17 protein-coding genes are annotated in these 20048 nt (G+C 61.0%); 12 read left to right on the top strand and 5 right to left on the bottom strand.

Translation table 11 applies throughout. From position 1 onward, the window contains the following. The first annotated feature begins 84 nt into the window (after positions 1–84). On the top strand, positions 85–1254 hold the full coding sequence (locus ACKFRT_RS05020) for a branched-chain amino acid aminotransferase (RefSeq protein ID WP_408925978.1): 1170 nt from the start codon (positions 85–87) through the stop codon (positions 1252–1254). On the opposite strand, the gene ACKFRT_RS05015 is transcribed toward ACKFRT_RS05020, so the two are convergent. Then, positions 1221–2225 carry a nicotinate-nucleotide--dimethylbenzimidazole phosphoribosyltransferase gene (locus ACKFRT_RS05015; RefSeq protein ID WP_408925977.1) on the bottom strand — a complete coding sequence of 335 codons (1005 nt, stop codon included), beginning with the start codon at positions 2223–2225 and terminating at the stop codon, positions 1221–1223. The two genes, ACKFRT_RS05020 and ACKFRT_RS05015, sit on opposite strands and share 34 nt — an antisense overlap. Before the next feature lie 21 nt (positions 2226–2246). Next, complete coding sequence (locus ACKFRT_RS05010; protein ID WP_408925976.1) at positions 2247–2996, bottom strand: DUF3043 domain-containing protein; 750 nt, start codon at positions 2994–2996, stop codon at positions 2247–2249. Between the two features lie 161 nt (positions 2997–3157). Here ACKFRT_RS05010 and ACKFRT_RS05005 point away from each other — a divergent pair, with 161 nt between their 5' ends. Then, positions 3158–3502: an iron-sulfur cluster assembly accessory protein gene (locus ACKFRT_RS05005; RefSeq protein WP_239201315.1), complete on the top strand. Its 345-nt coding sequence runs from the start codon at positions 3158–3160 to the stop codon at positions 3500–3502. Between the two features lie 67 nt (positions 3503–3569). On the opposite strand, the gene asnB is transcribed toward ACKFRT_RS05005, so the two are convergent. Further along, on the bottom strand, positions 3570–5507 hold the full coding sequence (asnB, locus tag ACKFRT_RS05000; RefSeq protein ID WP_408925975.1) for an asparagine synthase (glutamine-hydrolyzing): 1938 nt from the start codon (positions 5505–5507) through the stop codon (positions 3570–3572). Between the two features lie 204 nt (positions 5508–5711). Here asnB and ACKFRT_RS04995 point away from each other — a divergent pair, with 204 nt between their 5' ends. The 3 genes from ACKFRT_RS04995 to ACKFRT_RS04985 all read left to right on the top strand — a co-directional run bounded on the left by ACKFRT_RS04995 (position 5712) and on the right by ACKFRT_RS04985 (position 9332). Continuing rightward, entirely contained in the window at positions 5712–7472 is a 1761-nt protein-coding gene (locus ACKFRT_RS04995) for a pyruvate dehydrogenase (RefSeq protein ID WP_408925974.1), read from the top strand. A 281-nt stretch (positions 7473–7753) separates the two neighbouring features. Continuing rightward, positions 7754–8863 carry a cytochrome c oxidase subunit II gene (locus tag ACKFRT_RS04990; protein WP_296213619.1) on the top strand — a complete coding sequence of 370 codons (1110 nt, stop codon included), beginning with the start codon at positions 7754–7756 and terminating at the stop codon, positions 8861–8863. Positions 8864–8900: 37 nt separating this feature from the next. Continuing rightward, positions 8901–9332: a cytochrome c oxidase subunit 4 gene (locus tag ACKFRT_RS04985; protein WP_408925973.1), complete on the top strand. Its 432-nt coding sequence runs from the start codon at positions 8901–8903 to the stop codon at positions 9330–9332. Between the two features lie 97 nt (positions 9333–9429). Here the strand turns inward: ACKFRT_RS04985 and trpD are convergent, their stop codons facing one another. Further along, a complete protein-coding gene (gene trpD, locus ACKFRT_RS04980; protein WP_408925972.1) occupies positions 9430–10533 on the bottom strand; it encodes an anthranilate phosphoribosyltransferase in 1104 nt (367 codons plus the stop codon). Between the two features lie 433 nt (positions 10534–10966). Here trpD and ACKFRT_RS04975 point away from each other — a divergent pair, with 433 nt between their 5' ends. The 4 genes from ACKFRT_RS04975 (at position 10967) to ACKFRT_RS04960 (ending at position 15395) form a co-directional block, all read left to right on the top strand. After that, the gene (locus tag ACKFRT_RS04975) at positions 10967–11578 is read left to right on the top strand and encodes a heme-copper oxidase subunit III (RefSeq protein WP_296213608.1); all 612 of its coding nucleotides are present in this window, start codon (positions 10967–10969) and stop codon (positions 11576–11578) included. A gap of 84 nt (positions 11579–11662) precedes the next feature. Continuing rightward, positions 11663–12562: a c-type cytochrome gene (locus ACKFRT_RS04970; protein WP_296213605.1), complete on the top strand. Its 900-nt coding sequence runs from the start codon at positions 11663–11665 to the stop codon at positions 12560–12562. After that, positions 12559–13764, top strand: a complete 1206-nt coding sequence (locus ACKFRT_RS04965) for a ubiquinol-cytochrome c reductase iron-sulfur subunit (protein WP_296213600.1) — start codon at positions 12559–12561, stop codon at positions 13762–13764. The genes ACKFRT_RS04970 and ACKFRT_RS04965 overlap by 4 nt, the downstream gene beginning before the upstream one ends. After that, positions 13761–15395: a cytochrome bc complex cytochrome b subunit gene (locus ACKFRT_RS04960; RefSeq protein WP_296213597.1), complete on the top strand. Its 1635-nt coding sequence runs from the start codon at positions 13761–13763 to the stop codon at positions 15393–15395. Before ACKFRT_RS04965 ends, ACKFRT_RS04960 begins: the two co-directional genes overlap by 4 nt. 174 nt (positions 15396–15569) lie before the next feature. On the opposite strand, the gene ACKFRT_RS04955 is transcribed toward ACKFRT_RS04960, so the two are convergent. Continuing rightward, positions 15570–16211 (bottom strand): PolC-type DNA polymerase III, encoded by a 642-nt coding sequence (locus ACKFRT_RS04955; RefSeq protein WP_296213595.1) that lies wholly within the window; start codon positions 16209–16211, stop codon positions 15570–15572. 456 nt (positions 16212–16667) lie between these two features. Here ACKFRT_RS04955 and ACKFRT_RS04950 point away from each other — a divergent pair, with 456 nt between their 5' ends. From ACKFRT_RS04950 to ACKFRT_RS04940, 3 genes are all read left to right on the top strand, one after another. After that, positions 16668–17291: a C40 family peptidase gene (locus ACKFRT_RS04950; RefSeq protein WP_408925971.1), complete on the top strand. Its 624-nt coding sequence runs from the start codon at positions 16668–16670 to the stop codon at positions 17289–17291. A gap of 255 nt (positions 17292–17546) precedes the next feature. Then, positions 17547–18758, top strand: coding sequence for an NlpC/P60 family protein (locus ACKFRT_RS04945; RefSeq protein WP_296213589.1), 1212 nt, complete (start codon positions 17547–17549; stop codon positions 18756–18758). A gap of 48 nt (positions 18759–18806) precedes the next feature. Further along, entirely contained in the window at positions 18807–20030 is a 1224-nt protein-coding gene (locus ACKFRT_RS04940) for a glycosyltransferase family 4 protein (RefSeq protein ID WP_296213587.1), read from the top strand. The last annotated feature ends 18 nt before the right edge of the window (positions 20031–20048 follow it).

The raw sequence follows: 20048 nt of genomic DNA, 5'->3' as shown, positions 1-20048 counted from the left end.
GTGCGACGACTGAAGGGCGACAAACCCCCTGCAATTGTTAAGCCCCTCACACTGACGGGGAATCGGCAGAGTACTCTGGGACTCATGACTACACCGAAGGAAAACCCCCAGACGAACACTCCGGCACAGCGCAGCGGCTCCCAGGTGGAGTTCACCGTGACCCGCAACCAGAACCCGGCGACGGAGGAGCAGATCGCCGAGATCCTGAGCGCCCCGGGCTTCGGCAAGTACTTCACCGACCACATGGTCGCCATCGACTGGAACGCCGACGAGGGGTGGCACAATGCCCGCGTGGAGCCCTACCAGCAGATCCAGATGGATCCGGCCTCTAGCGTGTTTCACTACGGCCAGGCCATCTTCGAGGGGCTGAAGGCCTACCGTGGCGAAGGTGGCAAGATCGTCACCTTCCGCCCGGAGCAGAACGCTCGCCGCTTCCAGAACTCCGCGGCTCGCATCGCCATGCCGGAGCTGCCGGAAGAGCTGTTCCTGGAATCCTTGCGCCAGATCGTGGACATCGACCAGCGCTGGGTGCCACAGGGAGGCGGCGAGGAGTCGCTGTACCTGCGCCCCTTTATGATCTCCCGCGAGGTGGGTCTGGGCGTGCACCCGGCCAGCAGCTACACCTACTTCGTTATCGCCTCTCCGGCGGGCGCTTACTTCTCCGGAGGCATTAACCCGGTGAGCGTATGGCTTTCCACCGACTACACCCGAGCGGCTCCCGGCGGCACCGGCGCGGCGAAGTTCGCCGGCAACTACGCGGCCTCTCTGGCGGCCCAGGCTTCCGCCGAGAAGGAGGACTGCGACCAGGTGGTATGGCTGGACGCAGCTGAGCACAAGTACATCGAGGAAATGGGTGGCATGAACTTGGCGTTCGTCTTCGGCAGTGCCGACGACGTCACGCTGGTTACCCCCGAGCTGTCCGGTTCGCTACTGCCGGGCGTTACGCGCCTTTCCCTACTGGAACTGGCGCAGGACCTGGGCTACAAGGTAGAGGAGCGCCGCATCTCCACCGACGAGTGGAAGGAGGCCGCGAAGTCCGGCGCCATGACCGAAGCGTTCGCCTGCGGCACCGCCGCGGTCGTCACCCCGGTAGGCACCGTCAAGGACGAGTCCGGCGAGTTCCAGGTAAACGGCGGCCAGACCGGTCCGGTGACCATGCGCCTGCGCGAGCAGCTGACGGGTATCCAGAACGGCCGTATCGCCGACGAGCACGGCTGGCTTTACACGCTGGTGGAGCAGGCCGCCACCGCGTAGCGAACCATCGGCAGCGCCAGTACGGCGCCGAGCCCCTGGCCGGCGCCCAGGCGCACATCCAATAGCGGCTCCAACCCGAGCGCGTTGAGTGCGGGGAGGGCAGCGGGCTCCGTACCCGCCGAGGCCGCCAGCCACCACGCGGCCGCACCTGGCGCCAGCATCTGCGCGCATAGCGCCGCCGCGATGGCTCCCACGCCGTCGAAGATCACCGGCGTGCGGCGCACGGCCGACTGCGCCAGAATTCCCGCCATCACCACGAGGTCCGCCGAGCCGATCTGCTGCAGCACACGCTCGGCGACCGCCTTATCGTCCCGCGCTCGGAACATCGCGTCGCGGATCACCGCGACCTTTGTCTTCCACGCCTCGTCATCGATGCCGGATCCCCGGCCAATGATCTTCACCGGCTCCACACTGCACACGCTGCCGATGACGGCGGCCGCCACCGTGGTCAGCCCGCGACCCAGATCGCCCAGCAACAGCACCGACGTGCCCTTGTCCGCCTCCTGGTCGGCAAACCGCATGCCGCGTGCCAGGTGCTTTTCGTAGTCTTCAGGGCTCAACGCGTCGGCGGTGTCGATGGGGCCGGAGGGCTTACCCAGCGTGGCGTCGATAATAGAAAGAGATACCCGTGCCGCCCGGCAGGCATCTACAACCGGGGCTGTCGCATCGGCCAGAGCCTGGAGTACCTGCGCGTTGAAGTCGGTCGGCAGGGCAGAGATCTCCGGGTGCGCCTCGGCAACCCCGTGCTCGCCCGTGACCAGGATCAGTCCCGCCGCATCCAGCGGGGTAGCGGGGGCGGAACCCTGGCAGGAGGCAATCCAGGTGGCGACGTCTTCCAGTCTTCCCAGCGAACCGGCCGGAATGCCCGCGCTCGTCGGCGCAGTGGTGCGGAGCTGTTCGGCGCGACTACGCGTGGCCTCGTCCGGCGGGACGATGGACGGGAAGGTCGGGGTGCTGGTCGAAGAAGCCATGAGTTTTAGTCTAGATGCTGTTTAGACGCTGTCGCCGATCTGCTTCTGCGGAGCAGGGGTGCGCAGGCGGCGGATCATCGTTGCGCGTGTGAAGGCATAGATGCCCAGGCTGAACTTGCCGTGCGGGTTGTTCGGGTAGCGCTCATTGACCTCGCGGTTTACACGGCGGCCGAGCCACAGGCCCTCGGCAATCATGATCAGGAACACGAACATCATCACGATGGAGGCCATGTTGGCCACGGCCGGATTGGACATGCCGAAGATCATAATGACGATCACCAGGAAGGCCAGCGGCAGGAAGAAGTTCATCATGTAGCGGTGGGAATCTACCCAATTGCGGACGAAACGCTTTTCCTCGCCCTTGTCGCGATCCATGAGGTAGTTCTCGTCGCCGGCCATCATGCGCTCGTTAGCGCGGCGGCGCTCGCGGTTCGCCTCGTCCTTCTTGCGCTGCTTCATGGCCTTGTACTCTTCCTTGGACATGGAGGCCTTGAGCTCCTTGCGCTGCTTCCGCGCTTCGCCCGGAGTACTGGGGGCAGTGTAGGCGCTGCGGCGCACGCCGTGCTTGCGCTCCTGCTCGTTGCGCTTCGGGGTGGCCTTCCCCTTTTTCGGCGTGTAGGCCTTGGAAGTCTTTTCTTGCGCCTTATCCTCGGCGACGTCTTCTGCGGCCACTGTTGGGGCCTCTGCTGCGGCCTTCTTATCGACGCCCGCGTTTGCGTCGCTGTTCACATCAGCGGTCGCAGTGGCCTTTTCCTGCTTTGTCCATGGCATTTTCACATGTAACAGGCTAGAGCAGACGCACAAAGGAACAAAACCTGAAACTCGGAAAATAAAGGCGGGAATAAGGCGGGCAGCCGGTGGCGTTGTGAAACAATGAAGCGTAGCTTGTTGAATAACAACTTTTATTCGGTCGTTAGATGAGGAGGACCAATATGACTGCTCCGGAGAAGGTCACCGGTGTGGAGCTGACCGAGGCCGCTCAGCAGAAGGCCAGCGCACTGCTGGCACAGGAGGGCCGCGACGATCTTTCCCTGCGTATCGCAGTGCAGCCGGGCGGTTGCGCCGGCCTGCGCTACCAGCTGTTCTTCGATGATCGTTCCCTGGACGGCGATTTGGTTGACGAGTACGACGGCGTGAACCTGGTAGTCGACCGCATGTCTTCCCCGTACCTGATGGGTGCGAAGATCGACTTTGCGGACACCATCGAATCCCAGGGCTTCACCATCGACAACCCGAATGCCACCGGCTCCTGCGCCTGCGGCGATTCCTTTAGCTAAGCGGTTTAGCCCTTTTAATAAAGGACGCCCCCGAGGGATCCCTTTCCTCGGGGGCGTTTTTGGGTCTTTACAGGTTGATCGGGTACTGGCGTTGGTCGATCTGCGGGTCGATGCGATCTTCAACAAAGATGCCGTGCCAGATCATGAACGCGATGACGGTCCACAGTCGGCGGGAGTGGTCCGGGCCGGAGCCGGTGTTCATCGCCACGCGGTGCTCGTCCAGCATCTTTAGCACCTCTGCTTTGTTGAAGAGGTGGTCAGTCTGGGAGGCCTCGATGTTTTCCTTCGCCCAGCCGTAGAGCTCGTCGCCCGCCAGCCAGTGGCGCATCGGCACCGGGAAGCCCAGCTTCTTGCGGTGCAGAACGTGCGGGGGAACGATGCGCTCCAGCGCCTTACGCAGCGCGTACTTGGTGGTGCCGTGGGAGATCTTCAGTTCGTGGGGGAGGGTCTCCGCCACGTCGAACACGACCTTATCCAGGAACGGCACTCGCAGCTCCAGAGAGTTAGCCATGTTGATCTTGTCGGCCTTCACCAGAATGTCGCCGCGCATCCAGGTGAAAAGATCCAGGTGCTGCATTCGGGCGACCGGGTCCATATCCTGCGACTTCGCGTAGATCGGCGCGGTGACCTCGCGGTGATCCCACTCGGGGCGGATCTCGCGGAGAACTCGTTCCAGCTGCTGGTAATTAAAGGAGCGCGCGTTGCCGTAGTAGCGATCCTCCATCGGCATGGTGCCACGCTGCAGCAGAGATTTGCCACGCATGCCCTCGGGTAGCGCGTTGCCCACGCTGGCCAGCACGCGCTTCAGCGGAGAGGGGATCTTGTCGAAAGGCGCCAGGCTCAGCGGCTCCTTATAAATGGTGTAGCCACCGAAGAGCTCGTCGGCCCCCTCGCCGGAGAGCACAACCTTGACGTGCTTGCGAGCTTCCGCCGCCACGAAATACAGCGGAACCAGCGAGGGGTCGGCTACCGGATCGTCCAGGTACCAGATGATCTTCGGGATCGCTTCCGCGTACTCTTCCGGGCTGACGACCTTCACGATGTGCTCGGCGCCGATAGCCGCGGCGGATTCCGCGGCCACATCGACTTCGGAGTAGCCTTCGCGCTCGAAGCCCGTGGTGAAGGTCAGTAGGTCGGGGTTGTGACGCTTGGCCAGCGTGGCGATGGCGGTGGAATCAATACCGCCGGAAAGGAAGGAGCCGACGGTCACATCCGCGCGCATGTGCTTGGCTACGGAATCCTCCAGGGCCTCCGCAATGCGCTGGAAGACGGCCTCTTCGTCGCCGGCAGCAACCTTCTTCACGGGGAAGCGGGGCTCGAACCAGCGAGTTTCCTCGATTTGGCCACCGGGTGTCACGAAGCCATAGCTGCCGGATTCCAGGCGGCGAATGTGCTTGTGCAGGCTCTCTGGCTCCGGCACGTACTGCAGGTCTGTGTAGTGGGCGATAGCTCGGACGTCCAGGTCTAGGTTCAGCCCCAGCTGCTCGGCCATAGCCAGGATGCACTTCTTCTCCGAGGCGAAAACGGTGCCCGCTTCGGTGGTGGCGACATACATCGGCTTAATGCCGAACTGGTCGCGAGCCAGGAAAAGCTTCTTTTCCTTCGAGTCCCACACGGCGAAGCCAAACATGCCGCGGAGGTGGTTTACCACGTCGGCACCCCAGTGGTGGAAGCCCACCACGATGGTCTCGCCGTCACCCTCAGTATTAAAGGTATAGCCCGCCTGGGAGAGCTCCTTGCGGAGTTCCACATAGTTGTAGATCTCGCCGTTGAAGGTCAGTGTGTAGCGGTCGGGTTCGCCTTCCGGCCCCCACTGCAGTGGCTGATGCGAGTGCTCCAGGTCGATGATGGATAGGCGGTTGAAGCCGAAGACGACATCTTGGTCGTGCCACGTGCCGCTATCGTCCGGGCCGCGGTGGTGCATGCAGGGGAGGGCGCCCTCTACTGCATTAACGAAGTTTTCTGCGGCGCCGTTCGCCGCAATGATTCCTAGCAATCCACACATGCGTTCAAACTTTACGCGGGTGGGGTGGAGGTGGGCTAGTTGCCACGGCGGGGAAGAGGCGGTTTACCTTGTGGCGCCGCAATCATTACCCTGTGGCACCGCGACCACGCCACGAAGGGGGTGATTTGCATTACACATTTGCGATTCTGTGAGTCTCCGCAGCATGCAGTGCACTATTTGCTAGCTCCGCGTAGCCTTGAAGCCATGGCAAAAAACTTCGCATCTCAATTGGTAAAGACCCTAGAAAAGCAGGGCGTTAAGCGAATCTTCGGATTGGTGGGCGATAGCCTCAACCCAATCGTCGACGAGGTTCGACAGTCGTCCATCGAATGGATCCACGTGCGCAACGAGGAATCGGCAGCCTTCGCCGCCGAGGCAGAATCCCTCGTTACCGGCGAACTTTCCGTGTGTGCCGCCTCGTGTGGTCCGGGCAATACCCACCTAATCCAGGGTCTCTACGATGCTCACCGCAACGGTGCGAAGGTGCTGGCTATCGCCTCCCACATTCCTAGCGTGCAGATCGGCACCCAGTTCTTCCAGGAGACCCACCCGGAGCAGATCTTCCAGGAGTGCTCCGCCTACTGCGAGATGATTAACTCGTCCGCACAGGGCCCGAAGGTGCTGCACAACGCCATCCAGTCCACCCTCGCCGGCAACGGAGTGAGCGTGCTGGTTATCCCTGGCGACGTCTCTTCCCAGGAGATCCAGGAGGAGGGCTTTATCGACTCGGTCTACGCCAAGGGTCGCCCCGTTATGTACCCGGATGCCGAAGAAGCAGCCCGCCTGGCCAAGGCCATTAACGATGCCAAGACCGTAACGCTGTTCTGCGGTGAGGGCGTCAAGAACGCTCGCGAACAGGTGCTCGCGCTGGCAGAAAAGATCAAGTCCCCGGTGGGGCACGCCTTCGGCGGAAAGATGCACATCCAGTACGACAACCCGTTCGATGTGGGCATGTCCGGCCTGCTGGGTTACGGTGCAGCACGCGAAGCTATGTACGACGCTGACCTGTTGATCCTGCTGGGCACCGACTTCCCGTACAACGATTTCCTGCCGACCGGCAACGTGGCGCAGGTGGACATCGACGGCTCCCACATTGGCCGCCGCACCACTATCAACTACCCAGTTGTCGGCGACGTCGGAGCCGTGATCGACACGATCTTGCCGCACGTTGAGGAAAAGACCGACCGCAGCTTCCTGGATAAGCAGCTGCGCAACCACGCGCGTGCACTGAACCACGTGGTGGACGCGTACACCAAGAAGGCCGGCAAGTCGAAGCCCATCCACCCGGAGTACGTAGCCGACACGATTGACCGCCTGGCTGCCGAGGATGCGGTGTTCACCGTCGACACCGGCATGTGCAACGTCTGGGGTGCTCGCTACATCACCCCGAACGGCAAGCGCGAGGAGATCGGTTCCTTCCGTCACGGCACCATGGCCAACGCTCTGCCGCAGGCGCTGGGCGCACAGGCTGCGGATCGCAACCGCCAGGTGATCTCCTTCTCCGGCGACGGTGGTCTGGGCATGCTGATGGGTGAGCTGCTCACCGCCAAGCTGCACGATCTACCCGTAAACATCGTGGTATTCAATAACTCTTCGCTGGGCATGGTGAAGCTAGAGATGATGGTCGCCGGTCTGCCGGAGCACGAGACCGACCATGAGCACGTGAACTTCTCTAAGATCGCCGAGGCCATTGGTATCAAGGCGATCCGCATTGAAGACCCGGAGGATGTCGAGAGCGGCATCAAGGAAGCCCTGGCCTACGACGGTCCGGTGCTGGTCGACGTGGTCACTGACCCGAACGCTCTGAGCCTGCCGCCGAACATCACCTGGGAGATGATGATGGGCTTCTCCCGCTCTGCCACCCGTACCGTCTTTGAGGGCGGCGTGGGTCGCATGGTGGATTTGGCTCGCGCCAACCTGCGCAACATTGGCGGAGCCGGAGTGATTGAGATTAACAAGCTCTAAACAGGGGGAGTGGGCGCCCTCAGGGTGCCGCATAAACCCAACCCCAGGCGGGAGTCACGCAGTACGCGGGCTCCCGCCTAACCCGTGTGGGGGCAATGTGGGTAGCTGCCAACCCCGAAAAGGGAAATTCACGTTCCGTGATGGTGGCAATGTCCTGTCAATGGTCTAAGGTTCTTTAAGTGAAGTGGTTGTAGGTCTATCTATCGCGCGCGCACTGCAGGTGCGCGACAGAGCCCGGATCTACAACGCAAGTGACGTGTGAATGAGGAAGGCAAACTCGCGTGGAACAGCGAAATAAGCACGGTTTGACTCGCCGTATTGGCCTCGCCGGTGTACTGGGTCTAGCTGGCCTGGTGCTGACTGGCTGTACTGTCGCCCCGCCGGAGAACAAGTTCTTCGAGCTGCTGCGCTTCGGCTGGCCGAAGGGCATTACCCCGGAGTCCAAGGAAATGGGCAACCTGTGGGTGTGGGTCTGGGTTGTCGCCTGGATCGTCGGCATCATCATGTGGGTTCTGTTGTTCGTCAACCTGGGCCGCTCGAGCGCCAAGAAGGCTGCTAAGCGCGGCGAGGACGAGTTCCCGCGCCAGACCGGTTACAACGTTCCGCTGGAGCTGGTTCTGACCACGCTGCCGGTTCTGATTATCTGTGGCCTGTTCTTCTTCAACGTTCAGGCTCAGGATCGTGCAACGGCTCTGGACAAGGACCCGAAGGTCACCGTGGACGTCACCGCATACCAGTGGAACTGGAAGTTCGGTTATAACGAGATTGCAGCCGAGCTGAACGGTGGCAAGGAGTACAAGGGCGCCGACAAGGAAGCTCAGGCTCGTGCAGAAGATTCCAAGAAGCCGGCCGAGGAGCTCGACGAGCACGGCCACCAGGTTCCGGGTCCGATCCACGGTCGCGCTAAGGATGACTACAGCTACCTGAACTTCAACAAGATCGAGACCCTGGGCACCACCCAGGAGATCCCGGTTCTGGTGGTCCCGTCCGGCACCCCGATCGAGTTCAACCTGGCATCCGCCGACGTTGTCCACTCCTTCTGGATCCCGGAGTTCCTGTTCAAGCGCGACGTTTTCCCGCACCCGGATGAGAACCGCTCCGAGCGCCGCTTCCAGGTCGAGTCCATCGATGAGGAAGGCGCATTCGTGGGCCGCTGTGCTGAGATGTGCGGTACCTACCACGCCATGATGAACTTCGAGCTACGCGTCGTCTCCCCGGAGAAGTTCGAGCAGTACATCAAGTTCCGCCAGGACAACCCGGAGGCTCCGAACTCCGAGGCTCTGAAGTCCATCGGCGAGGAGCCGTACGCAACCTCCACCCACCCGTTCGAGTCTGACCGCACCGGTACTCGTACCCCGAACGAGAACTACAAGGACCGCAACGCCGCGTAAAGCGGAGGCGCAAGGTTAAAGGAAGAGAGACAAGCAAATGACTTCTGGTGCAAAGCTTTTCTACGCAATCGGTACTTTCTTTTCTGTCGTCACGGTGTTCTACTTCATCGTCACTCATTCCGTGAACGATGCCGGTAACGTCATGGGCGTTGAGTGGGCTGGTGGCACCGGCCTGGTGATGGCTACCCTGCTGGCCTTCATGCTGGGTGGTTACCTCCACCTGACCTCCAACAAGACCGACATTGGCCCGGATGACTGGGAAGAGGCAGAGATCGAAGACGGCGCTGGCGTGCTGGGCTTCTTCTCCGCAAGCTCCATCTGGCCCTTCTGGATGACCGTCTCCATCGTCGTGATGGGCGCCGGTCTGGCATGGTGGCACCTGTGGCTGGTCGCCTTCGGTGCAGTCATGTTGATCTGGGCCAGCACGATGCTGAACCTGCAGTACGGGCTGCCGCCGGAGAAGCACTAAAACTTCACACTTCACTAACCCCCCTCCCGCCAACCGATAGAGGTTGTGCAAGGAAGGGGGGGATTTTTTTATGGACGCCCCCTACAGGCGCCCATGCCTAAAACTTGCGGCCAACGATCCGTTCCATCTGCTGCAGGGCGGCGCCGGATTCCAAAGCTTCGCGAGCGACCTGCACCTGCTCCGCCAGGGTCTCCTGGAATCCCTTATCTTCCCAGCCCTTCACCGCCGTCAGAGCTCCAGCGGCGTTGATCAAGACGGCATCCTTGATCGCCCCGGTGATCTCGCCTTTCATCAGGCGTACGGCCACGTCTGCGTTATAGGTAGCGTCGCCTCCTGCCAGGCTGCCGTCCTCATAAAAGTCGAGGCCGATAGAGCGAGGGTTAATGACTTCTTCACCGGTGCGACCGAGGGCGTCCACAGTAACAACCTCGGTAGGGGTGCACACAGAGATTTCGTCCATCCCATCCATGCCCCGCACCACGAGCACACGGCTACCTTGGTGGGCGAAGGCGCCGCCCATGATCGGCATGAACTCCTTGAACGCGCAGCCGATGAGGCCGAACCTAGGGGCTGCAGGGTTGGTCATCGGACCCAGCAGGTTGAAAATCGTGGGCGCTCCCAGCTGGCTGCGCACCGGCCCCGCAAAGCGCATGGCCGGGTGGTAAGTCTTGGCGAACATGAACGCAAAGCCCGTATTTTGCGCATCCTTGCGGATGGCCTCGGGGGAGCGTTCGATATCTAGCCCCAGAGCCTCCAGCATGTCGGCGCCCCCGCACTTGGAGCTTGCGGCGCGGTTGCCGTGCTTGACTACGGGGACGCCCGCGGCGCAGACAATAAAGGAGGCCATGGTGGAGATGTTCACGGTATGGTGGCCATCGCCACCGGTACCGACGATGTCCACGCAGTTCGGCACGTCGGAGAAATCAACCGGAGTGGCGAAGCTGCGCATGGTGTCTGCTGCAGCGGCGAGCTCGGCGGCGGTGATTCCACGAACGCGAATGCCGAAGGCGAAGGCAGCGATCTGCGCGTCGGTTGCGTTTCCCTCCATGATCTCGTTCATGGCCCAGCTGACCTGCGATTCGCTAAGCTCCTGCCCGTGGCCCAGGCGCCCCAGCACGCCTGGCCAGGTGAAGTAGCTCGGGGGAAGCTGCTCGGGGGATAGGCCGCTAGATTCTGCGGGGCGTGGGGTAGTGGGGGACATGGTTGCTTAGACGCACCTCTCTGGCTGGAAAAATATGAGCCCAACTGGCCCTGATGGGCCATGCTAGGCCATGGTGGGCCATGCTGGGCTTCTGCTAACTGTACTAATCAGTCTATTAGGCGGGTGCGGATGTGGGGTGTTTTTGTAGTGACGCCCCCTCGAGGAAGTTTCCAGCAGTTTCCACGGGGGTACCCGGTGCCGCTGTGTGGCAGCCCCCATCGTGGGGTGGCTGGTGTGTCAGCTCTTGACGGAAGTAGGGATTGACCTGTCGTTATGTGACTCGTCGGATAGAGGTGTGGAAAAGTTCCCGCTAACCCCTAACGGGGTGGGCTTTCAGCTTTATCCAAGGTTTCACCTGCGATTTTACAGATTGCTTCCAGAAAACTGGCCGAGTGAATCGACTAACGGGGTTTAAACGGCCATACTGTTATGCGTGACGAGCGCAGTTGAAAACCCAGGTATGGCAGCACCACAACGTGTTGCGACACTGAACCGACCGAACATGGTCAGTGTCGGCACGATTGTGTTCCTGTCTCAGGAATTGATGTTTTTCGCTGGCCTGTTCGCGATGTACTTCGTGTCCAAGGCCAACTCTGGCGGCAATTGGCCGTCCGAGCCCACCGAGCTGAACGTGCCGTTCGCGGCAGCGATCACGGTTATCCTGATCAGTTCTTCGTTCACCGCTCAGTGGGGCGTCTTTGCGGCGGAAAGGGGTGACGTCTTCGCGCTACGCAAGTGGTATGCACTGTCCGCGCTGCTGGGAACCATCTTCCTTATCGGCCAGGGCTACGAGTACTTCCACCTGGTGCAGCACGGAACCACGATTCCCGGATCCGTCTACGGATCGGTCTTCTTCATCACCACAGGCTTCCACGGCGCGCACGTTCTCGCCGGTGTTGTCGCCTTTATCGTGGTGCTGTTGAGGACCGCGAAGTCGAAGTTCACCCCGGCACAGGCCACCGCCGCCGTCGTTGTGTCCTACTACTGGCACTTCGTCGACGTCGTGTGGATTGGCCTGTGGATCACCATTTACTTCATTCAGTAGGCCGGCCAGGTCGGTTCTTCTTTTAGGAAGAGAGTCGGCCTACAGCCCATCGCAATTCCATTGACTAACAAATAAGGGAACAAGATGGATATCAACTCCACCAACGCAACCACGGGGCAGGCCCCCAGTGGTTCGAAGGGCAGTGCCGTAAAGGCACGCCGCCGCCGGAAGGTCCGCAAGGCCTTCGCCGGCGCGTTGGCTTTGCTGTTCGCGCTTACGGGCGCGGGCTTCCTCGCCAACGCATTGACCCCGGATGCACAGAACGCCGTTGCAGAACAGAGCACGGAGGATCTGGCTAAGCAGGGTAAGGAAATCTACGAGGTTGCTTGTATCACCTGCCACGGTGGCAACCTGCAGGGCGTGAAGGATCGCGGTCCTTCCCTGATTGGTGTCGGTGAGGGCGCTGTGTACTTCCAGGTGCACTCCGGCCGCATGCCGATGCTGCGCAACGAGGCGCAGGCAGCCCGCAAGGCTCCGCGTTACTCCGAGCAGCAGGCACTGGCACTGGCTGCATACGTGAACGCTAACGGTGGCGGCCCGGGCATTGTCCGCGACGCCAACGGTGAGATCGCCATGGAGTCGCTGCGCGGCTCCAATAACAAGAACGGCGAGATTGATCCGGCTGACGTTGCCCGCGGTTCCGATCTGTTCCGCCTGAACTGTGCATCCTGCCACAACTTCACCGGTAAGGGTGGCGCACTGTCCAGTGGTAAGTACGCCCCGCCGCTGGCTCCGGCCAACGAGCAGGAGATTTACCAGGCCATGCTGACCGGCCCGCAGAACATGCCGAAGTTCTCCGATCGCCAGCTGACTGCTGACGAGAAAAAGGACATCATTGCCTACATCAAGTCCGCCAAGGAGACCCCGAACCAAGGTGGCTTCGGTCTGGGCGGTATCGGCCCGGTAACTGAGGGCATGGTCATGTGGTTTATCGGCATCGTGGTTCTCGTTGCCTTCGCTATGTGGATTGGATCGCGGTCATGAGTGAGAACACCAAGAAGTACAGCAACGAAGAGCTGTCGAAGATGAACAACGACGAGCTGGCCCGCCTGGGTACCGAGCTCGACGGCGTGACGGTTGCCTACCGCAAGGAGCGCCACCCGATTGCCAACGACCCCGCTGAGAAGCGTGCAAGCCGCAAGGTCACCATCATGCTGGCCCTGTCGGTACTGTTCGCCATTGCTTTCATTGGCATCTACCTGTTCTGGCCGTGGGAGTACAAGCACCTGGCAGAAGACGGTGTGTGGCTGTACACCATCTACACCCCGCTGCTGGGTATTACCTCCGGCCTGAGCATCATCCTGCTTGGCGCGGCTATTGTTTCCTACACCAAGAACTTCGTTCCGGAAGAGATCTCGGTGCAGACCCGCCACGACGGCCCGTCTGAGGAAGTCGATCGTCGTACCTTGGTCGCTCTTCTGAACGACTCCTGGAAGACTTCCACCCTGGGTCGCCGTCCGGTTATCGCCGGCCTGGCCGGTACCGGTGCGGTGCTGGCTGGTCTGACGATCGCTCTGCCGCTGGGCGGCATTGTGAAGAACCCCTGGAAGGCCAAGGCAATGGGCATCCAGGGTGACGGCACCCTGTGGACCACCGGCTGGACTTTGGTGGAGCAGGGCGAAAAGGTTTACCTGGGCCGCGATACTGGCGCTATTGCCGAAGAGCACAACGGCCACTACAGCACCCAGGGTGTTTCCCGCCTGATCCGCATGCGTCCGGAGGATCTGGACGCAGCGTCGATGGAGACCGTGTTCCCGCTGACCGAGGAGATGGTCAACGACGGCGACAAGTTCGACAAGAACCGCGACGTCTACGAGGAGCACATGCACTCCATCCACGGTCCGCGTAACGCCGTGATGTTGATTCGCCTGCGCCAGGCAGACGCCGCAAAGGCGATCTTGCGCGAAGGCCAGGAGGACTTCCATTACGGCGACTACTTCGCCTACTCCAAGATCTGTACTCACATCGGTTGCCCTACGTCCCTGTATGAGCAGCAAACTAACCGCATCCTCTGCCCGTGCCACCAGTCGCAGTTCGATGCACTGCAGCACGGTAAGCCGCTTTTCGGACCGGCAGCCCGCGCACTGCCCGAGCTGTCGATCTCGGTTGACGAAGAGGGATACATGTACGCCGACCGCAACTTCATCGAGCCTGTCGGCCCGGCATTCTGGGAGCGTCGTTCATGACCACTAAACAACAGAGCCGCGCTGCTAAAGCGGCCAACAACATCGACGAGCGGTACACAGCCTCCGGCCTGATCCGCCCGCAAATCAACAAGGTATTCCCGACTCACTGGTCGTTCATGCTCGGTGAGATCGCGCTGTACTCCTTCATCATCCTGATTCTGTCCGGTGTGTACCTGACGCTGTTCTTCGATCCCTCCATGTCGAAGGTGATCTACGACGGCGCCTACGCACCGCTCAACGGCGTGGAAATGTCCGCCGCCTACCAGACCGCCCTGAACCTCTCCTTCGAGGTTCGCGGTGGCCTGTTCATCCGCCAGGTTCACCACTGGGCCGCCCTGCTGTTCGCGGTGTCCATCATGGTTCACATGTTGCGCATCTTCTTTACCGGTGCGTTCCGCAAGCCGCGCGAGGCCAACTGGGTTATCGGTTGCGTTCTGCTGCTGCTGTCCGTGGCCGAGGGCTTCATGGGCTACTCTCTGCCGGACGACCTGTTGTCCGGCGTGGGTCTGCGCATTATGTCCGCCATCATGGTGGGCCTGCCGATCATCGGCACCTGGTTGCACTGGATCATGTTCGCTGGCGACTTCCCGGGTGAGATCATCATTCCTCGCCTGTACATCGCTCACGTACTGCTGATCCCGGGCATCCTGCTGGCTTTGATCGCCGCTCACCTGGCACTGGTTTGGTACCAGAAGCACACCCAGTTCCCTGGACCGGGTCGTACCGAGAACAACGTTGTCGGCGTGCGTATTCTGCCGGTCTTCGGCCTGAAGGCTGCGTCCTTCGGCCTGATTACCTTCGGCGTTGTCGCGCTGATGGCCGGTCTGTTCCAGATCAACGCCATCTGGAACCTTGGTCCGTACAACCCGTCTCAGGTCTCCGCTGGTTCCCAGCCGGATATCTACATGCTGTGGACTGATGGTGCAGCACGTGTTATGCCTGCATGGGAGCTTTACCTGGGCAACTACACTATCCCGGCCGTGTTCTGGGTAGCGCTGCTGCTGGGTATCCTGGTAGTGCTGCTGTTCACCTACCCGTGGATCGAGCAGAAGATGACGGGTGACGACGCCCACCACAACCTGCTTCAGCGCCCGCGCGATGTGCCGGTTCGCACTGCCCTGGGTGTCATGGCACTGGTCTTCTACGTGCTGCTGACCATCTCCGGTGGTAACGACCTGCTGGCTCTGCACTTCACCATCTCGCTGAACCTGATGACGTGGCTGGGCCGTATCGGCCTGGTGCTGCTGCCGCCGATCGCATACTTCATCACGTACCACCTGTGCGTCTCTCTGCAGCGCTCTGACCGTGAGGTTCTGGAGCACGGCATCGAGACCGGTACCATTCGCCAGCTGCCTTCCGGTGGCTTCATCGAGGTTCACCAGCCGCTGGGTCCGGTCGACGAGCACGGCCACCCAATCCCGCTGGAGTACCAGGGTGCCTACGTTCCGAAGACCATGAATGAGCTCGGCGCTGCCGGCCACCCGGGTCGCGGTGGCTTCTTCTCCCCGGACTCCCCGGAGATCGCAGAGAAGGCGGAGCGCATCGAGCACGCCAACCACGCAGAGCAGAAGGAAATGTTCGAGCGTCTGAACGAGGAGAACCGTCGACGCCACGAGGAGCTCGGCAAGTAACCTCCACTCGAGCTAACTCAACTGCTCTCACTTAAGGCTCGAGAAAATCCCGTCCACCACACGGTGGGCGGGATTTTGCTGTCGATGCGCACGCTCACGCCTCGCAAACCCAGCCACGCAAACTCGGCGTCGCCAACCCAGCGCCGATAAGCCGCGCGATGGCGGGGCCAACTGCTACTGAGCTGTCAGGGCTCGGAGAACGTCGTAGGTCGCCAGAGCGTCGCTCATCGCGCGATGGAGGGGGCGGTGGGGGACCTGGAGGTATCGTGCGACGTTACCCAGCCGATAGCGGCCGACCGCCTCTCGAGGAATCAGCGCGCGCGAAGCTTCCGCAGTACACACCAGGCGGGGAGTGTAAGGACCGACGTCCGTCATGTCCTCAGCACTGGCCAACTGGGTTCGGAGGATCTCGTGGGTCAAAAAGGAGAAGTCAAAGCTAACGTTATGACCCACCAGACGTGGACTAGCGCGCTGGGAACGTACAGGAACTGGGTGCAAGAACTCCAACAGATCGGGCAGGATGTCCGAAAAGGTGGGTTTATCTGCCAACAGGCCGTCTGAGATGCCCGTGAGGTCCGTAATCTCCTCCGGAACTGCCCTCTGTGGATTAAGCAGAGAAGTAAAGCGCTCCCTCACTACGCCGTCAGAGATTCGCAGTGCAGCTATCTCGATGATGCGCTCCTCCTGCGGACGCAGGCCAGTGGTCTCGATATCGATGACTATGCAGTCTTCTAGCGCTCGCTGTAGGTCTACACGCAGCAGGTATTGCTGCTGTCTCTGTTCTTCTGATGGAGGGGTAGCTGGGGTAGTGGACACAGGAGAAATTCTAGTCGGCAGCTCCAACAGGGGGACTGGGTTGGGTGGTTACGGAGGCGAGTGAGGCATCGAAAACACGCCTTGCACCCACTTTGTGACGAGGATCACAAAAATATGTTTCTTTGATTTTCCTGAGTATATAGCGGGCAAGTTATCTCACCGGGCGCGATCCAAAATCCCTGGTCGAGCGAAGATAAAGCTTTGATAACTTTCATGGACGGCTTTAGAGTTTCAAAAATCTCGGTTTCATAACATTGGCACGTCCGGGCGTTTTAGGTGCGAAATTTGGCTAAGAACTGGACACGACTTGTGCTCATTTCGTAATCTTTTCGAGACCTTACAGGTGAGCGAGAAAGAGCTCACCAGACCGCGGTAGTTACCGAGAGCTACCGGGTGAGGGGATATGGAAAAGCTCCGCACCCCAAACAACGGATTGAAAGGTAATTGAGGACTCATATGGGCAAGCACAGCCTGAAGAAGAACAACGCACCCCGCAACGCAGCGATGATTGCCGCTGTCGGTGTGGGCGCCGCTGTACTGAACCCCGCTGCAGTCCAGGCTGCTCCGGTTACCCACACCCCGTCCGGCTTCACTGTTGAGGTTCCGGACCACCTGCTGCCGACCATCAAGCCCTACTTCAAGCAGGCTAACCTGACTGTTGAAGAACGCGCTAAGGCTCCGGCCAAGGCAGCGGTTAAGCCGGCTGCGAAGAAGGCTAAGAAGGCATCCTCTTCTTCTGTCGGTCAGCGCATTGCGAACATCGCTAAGTCCAAGGTTGGCGCACCGTACTCTTGGGGCGCCTCTGGCCCGAACGCTTTCGACTGCTCCGGCCTGACCTCTTGGGCGCACCGCCAGGTTGGCAAGTCCATCCCGCGTACCTCCTCCGCACAGGCTTCTGCGGGCAAGAAGGTTTCCCTGAATGCTCTGCAGCCGGGCGACGTCATCTCCTACTACGGTGGCGCCTCCCACGTTGCTATCTACATCGGTGGTGGCAAGATCGTCCACGCGCTGAACTCCTCCAACCCGGTGCGTATCGACAACCTGCACATGATGCCGGTGTACAACGCGGTTCGTTTCTAAAATTATTAATTACGCCGCCTTACCGTTTCACCAGCTCGAGAGTTACATTAGGGGCTTGTGTTGCGACTGGTGATGGTGTGAGAAGTGGGACTGAAGCCTGTTCAAGGTCAGTCCCACTTTTGCTCTTTGATATGGCAAAATGTCTATCGTTATCGAATGTTGATAAACGTTGATGAGTGCCACTCGGCCGCTGCGGTAAATGTCGCGTGACCGCTGCGTGGCCCAAAATTAGTGAGAATTAAAGAAAGTCTAGTCGTGAACGTGTTGTCTTCCTCTTCCCGTGATCGCCTCGTCGGCACCCGTACCGTCGCCAAGGTCGCCACTGCGGCGCTGCTCTCCCTCGCGGTTGGATCCTCCCTCCCGCAGGCTGCAGCTGACCCGCAGGATGCACAGCAGGGCAACCCTGCGCCGCAGGATGAGGCGCGGGACGGGGAGAAGGACGTCAAGAAGGAGGAGCAGAAGCGCGCCGACGAGATCCGCCGCCTGCTGGATGCTCCGATCCCCAAGGACGTCGACGGCCTGTTGGACCACGTGGACAAGATCTCTGGCTACGCCTCCGAGACTTCCGACGAGGTCGAGCAGCTGAAGATCGACATCGATCAGGCCAAGGGCAACCTAGATAAGGCCAAGAAGGCCGCCGACGACGCGCAGAAGAAGGCCGACAAGCTCAACTCGGACGTTAAGGTCTCCCGCGAGAACGTCACCGGCGTTTCCCAGGCAATGTACCGCGGTGCGACCGTGGATCCGGTCTCGGCTTTCGTCGGTTCGCAGGGGCCGCAGGCCGCCGTCGAGCGTTCCTCCTACCTGGCCTCCATTGGTGATAGGCGCGCCGAGACCGTCACTACGCTCAGCGACCAGCTGAAAAAGGCGGCTAAGGAAAAGAACAAGGCCAGCCGATCCAAGGCCAGTGCCGATTTCCAGCTGCGTATTCTGAACGATCGTAAGAAGGATCTGGACGATCGCAACAAGCAGCTCGGTGAGCTAAAGGACAAGGTAATGAAGGCCGTCGATGGCCTCAGCCCCGAGGACCGCCAGCGCTGGATCGACCGCAATGGTCCGATTGACGTCAACGTGGAGCAGTTCCTGGGCGACCTCAAGGACAATGCGGGCTCCGACGCCCCGGTAAACGCCACCGGCGTGGTTGCCGCTGCCATGTCCAAGCTGGGCTCTCCGTACTCCTGGGGCGCCACTGGTCCGGGTGCTTTCGACTGCTCCGGCCTGATGTTCTGGTCTTACCAGCAGCAGGGCAAGTCCATCCCGCGCACGTCGTCCGCCCAGATTGCTGGTGGCCAGTCCGTGTCTATCAACGACCTGCAGCCGGGCGACATCGTCGGCTACTACCCGGGTGTGACACACGTAGGTATGTACATTGGTGACGGCAAGATCGTCCACGCCTCCGACTACGGAATCCCGGTTCAGGTAGTCCCGGTGGATTCCATGCCGATCTCGGGCGCAGCCCGCTACTAGATGCTCCCCGCCTCGAAAGCGAGGTGTGTGCGGTAGCATCCATAGCGTATGTCCAACGAAGATTATCACCGACAGCAGCGTGAACAGAGCCAGCAGGCTCCGCAGAGTCACCCGCGCGTCCTCGTCGTCACCAACGACTTTCCGCCCACGTTCGGTGGTATTCAAACGTACGTCCGCGACTACCTCTCAACGTTGGATCCAGACAGCGTGGTCGTCTTCGCCTCCACCCAACACAACGAGGACGCACGCGCTTTCGACGATAAGCAGGCATATCGGGTAATCCGCTGGCCGCGGAGCGTAATGTTGCCGACCCCCGCCACCGCGCGGAAGATGCAGCAGCTGATCCGTGAGCACGACATTCACACCGTCTGGTTCGGCGCCGCCGCACCGCTGGCGTTGATGGCCACGGCAGCCCGCGCCGCTGGAGCCCGGCGCGTGGTCGCCTCTACCCACGGCCACGAGGTCGGCTGGTCCATGTTCCCCGGTTCCCGCCAGGTGCTCGGGAAGATCGGCCGATCGGTAGACTGCCTGACCTACGTCTCGCACTATGCCCGCAACCGCATGGCTGCCGCCTTCGGCCCGACCGTGGCCTGGGAGCCGATGCCCGGTGGCGTGAACATCGACCTGTTCCGCCCTGATCCCGCTATGCGCCAGGATCTGCGCGCCCGCTACCGCCTCGAAGGCAAGAAAGTCATCGTCGCCGTATCCCGCCTGGTTCCGCGCAAAGGCCAAGACACGCTGGTCAAGGCCATGCCAGCGATCCTGCGCAAGCACCCGGATGCGCATCTGCTTATCGTCGGGCCCGGCACCTACCGCGTGAAGTTGGAGAAGCTGGCGCGTCGGCTGGGCGTCGCAAAGAATACGACCTTCACCGGGGCCGTCGAGGTAGAAGAGCTACCTGGCCACTTCGTGGTCGGTGACGTGTTTGCGTTGCCGGTGCGCACACAATTCGGTGGACTGTCGGTTGAGGGGCTGGGCATTGTGTTCCTCGAAGCACAGGCCACGGGTGTGGCAACGGTCTCCGGCAATGGCGGCGGCGCGCCCGAAACCGTGATCGATGGAGAGACGGGGCTGGTCGTGGATTCGCGGAATTTGGACGACGTAGCGGGGCGTATCTCTTCTTTGCTTGGCGACGCCCCCACGCGCCAGCGTCTAGCGACCGCAGCGAGGCAGAACGTGACGGAGAAGTGGACCTGGGAAGTCCTGGGGTATCAGTGCCGTGCCGTGATGACAGGTGGTGGCGAGATTCCGCCGCGCCACAGCTTCGCCTAGCAACTGCCGAGCAACCGA

This window comes from Corynebacterium jamesii, from assembly GCF_046097395.1.
In the GTDB taxonomy this organism is placed as follows: domain Bacteria; phylum Actinomycetota; class Actinomycetes; order Mycobacteriales; family Mycobacteriaceae; genus Corynebacterium.
The sequence above is the reverse complement of the archived record's forward strand: the minus strand, read 5'-3'. Positions and strand labels throughout refer to the sequence as shown.

Coding starts and splice junctions, on each gene's coding strand:
- ACKFRT_RS04995 (WP_408925974.1), top strand. CDS start 5,712: ATGGCAAAAAACTTCGCATCTCAATTGGTAAAGACCCTAGAAAAGCAG.
- ACKFRT_RS04950 (WP_408925971.1), top strand. CDS start 16,668: ATGGGCAAGCACAGCCTGAAGAAGAACAACGCACCCCGCAACGCAGCG.
- ACKFRT_RS04960 (WP_296213597.1), top strand. CDS start 13,761: ATGACCACTAAACAACAGAGCCGCGCTGCTAAAGCGGCCAACAACATC.
- trpD (WP_408925972.1), bottom strand. CDS start 10,533: ATGTCCCCCACTACCCCACGCCCCGCAGAATCTAGCGGCCTATCCCCC.
- ACKFRT_RS04965 (WP_296213600.1), top strand. CDS start 12,559: ATGAGTGAGAACACCAAGAAGTACAGCAACGAAGAGCTGTCGAAGATG.
- ACKFRT_RS04985 (WP_408925973.1), top strand. CDS start 8,901: ATGACTTCTGGTGCAAAGCTTTTCTACGCAATCGGTACTTTCTTTTCT.
- ACKFRT_RS04940 (WP_296213587.1), top strand. CDS start 18,807: ATGTCCAACGAAGATTATCACCGACAGCAGCGTGAACAGAGCCAGCAG.
- ACKFRT_RS05020 (WP_408925978.1), top strand. CDS start 85: ATGACTACACCGAAGGAAAACCCCCAGACGAACACTCCGGCACAGCGC.
- ACKFRT_RS04970 (WP_296213605.1), top strand. CDS start 11,663: ATGGATATCAACTCCACCAACGCAACCACGGGGCAGGCCCCCAGTGGT.
- ACKFRT_RS05010 (WP_408925976.1), bottom strand. CDS start 2,996: ATGCCATGGACAAAGCAGGAAAAGGCCACTGCGACCGCTGATGTGAAC.
- ACKFRT_RS05015 (WP_408925977.1), bottom strand. CDS start 2,225: ATGGCTTCTTCGACCAGCACCCCGACCTTCCCGTCCATCGTCCCGCCG.
- asnB (WP_408925975.1), bottom strand. CDS start 5,507: ATGTGTGGATTGCTAGGAATCATTGCGGCGAACGGCGCCGCAGAAAAC.
- ACKFRT_RS05005 (WP_239201315.1), top strand. CDS start 3,158: ATGACTGCTCCGGAGAAGGTCACCGGTGTGGAGCTGACCGAGGCCGCT.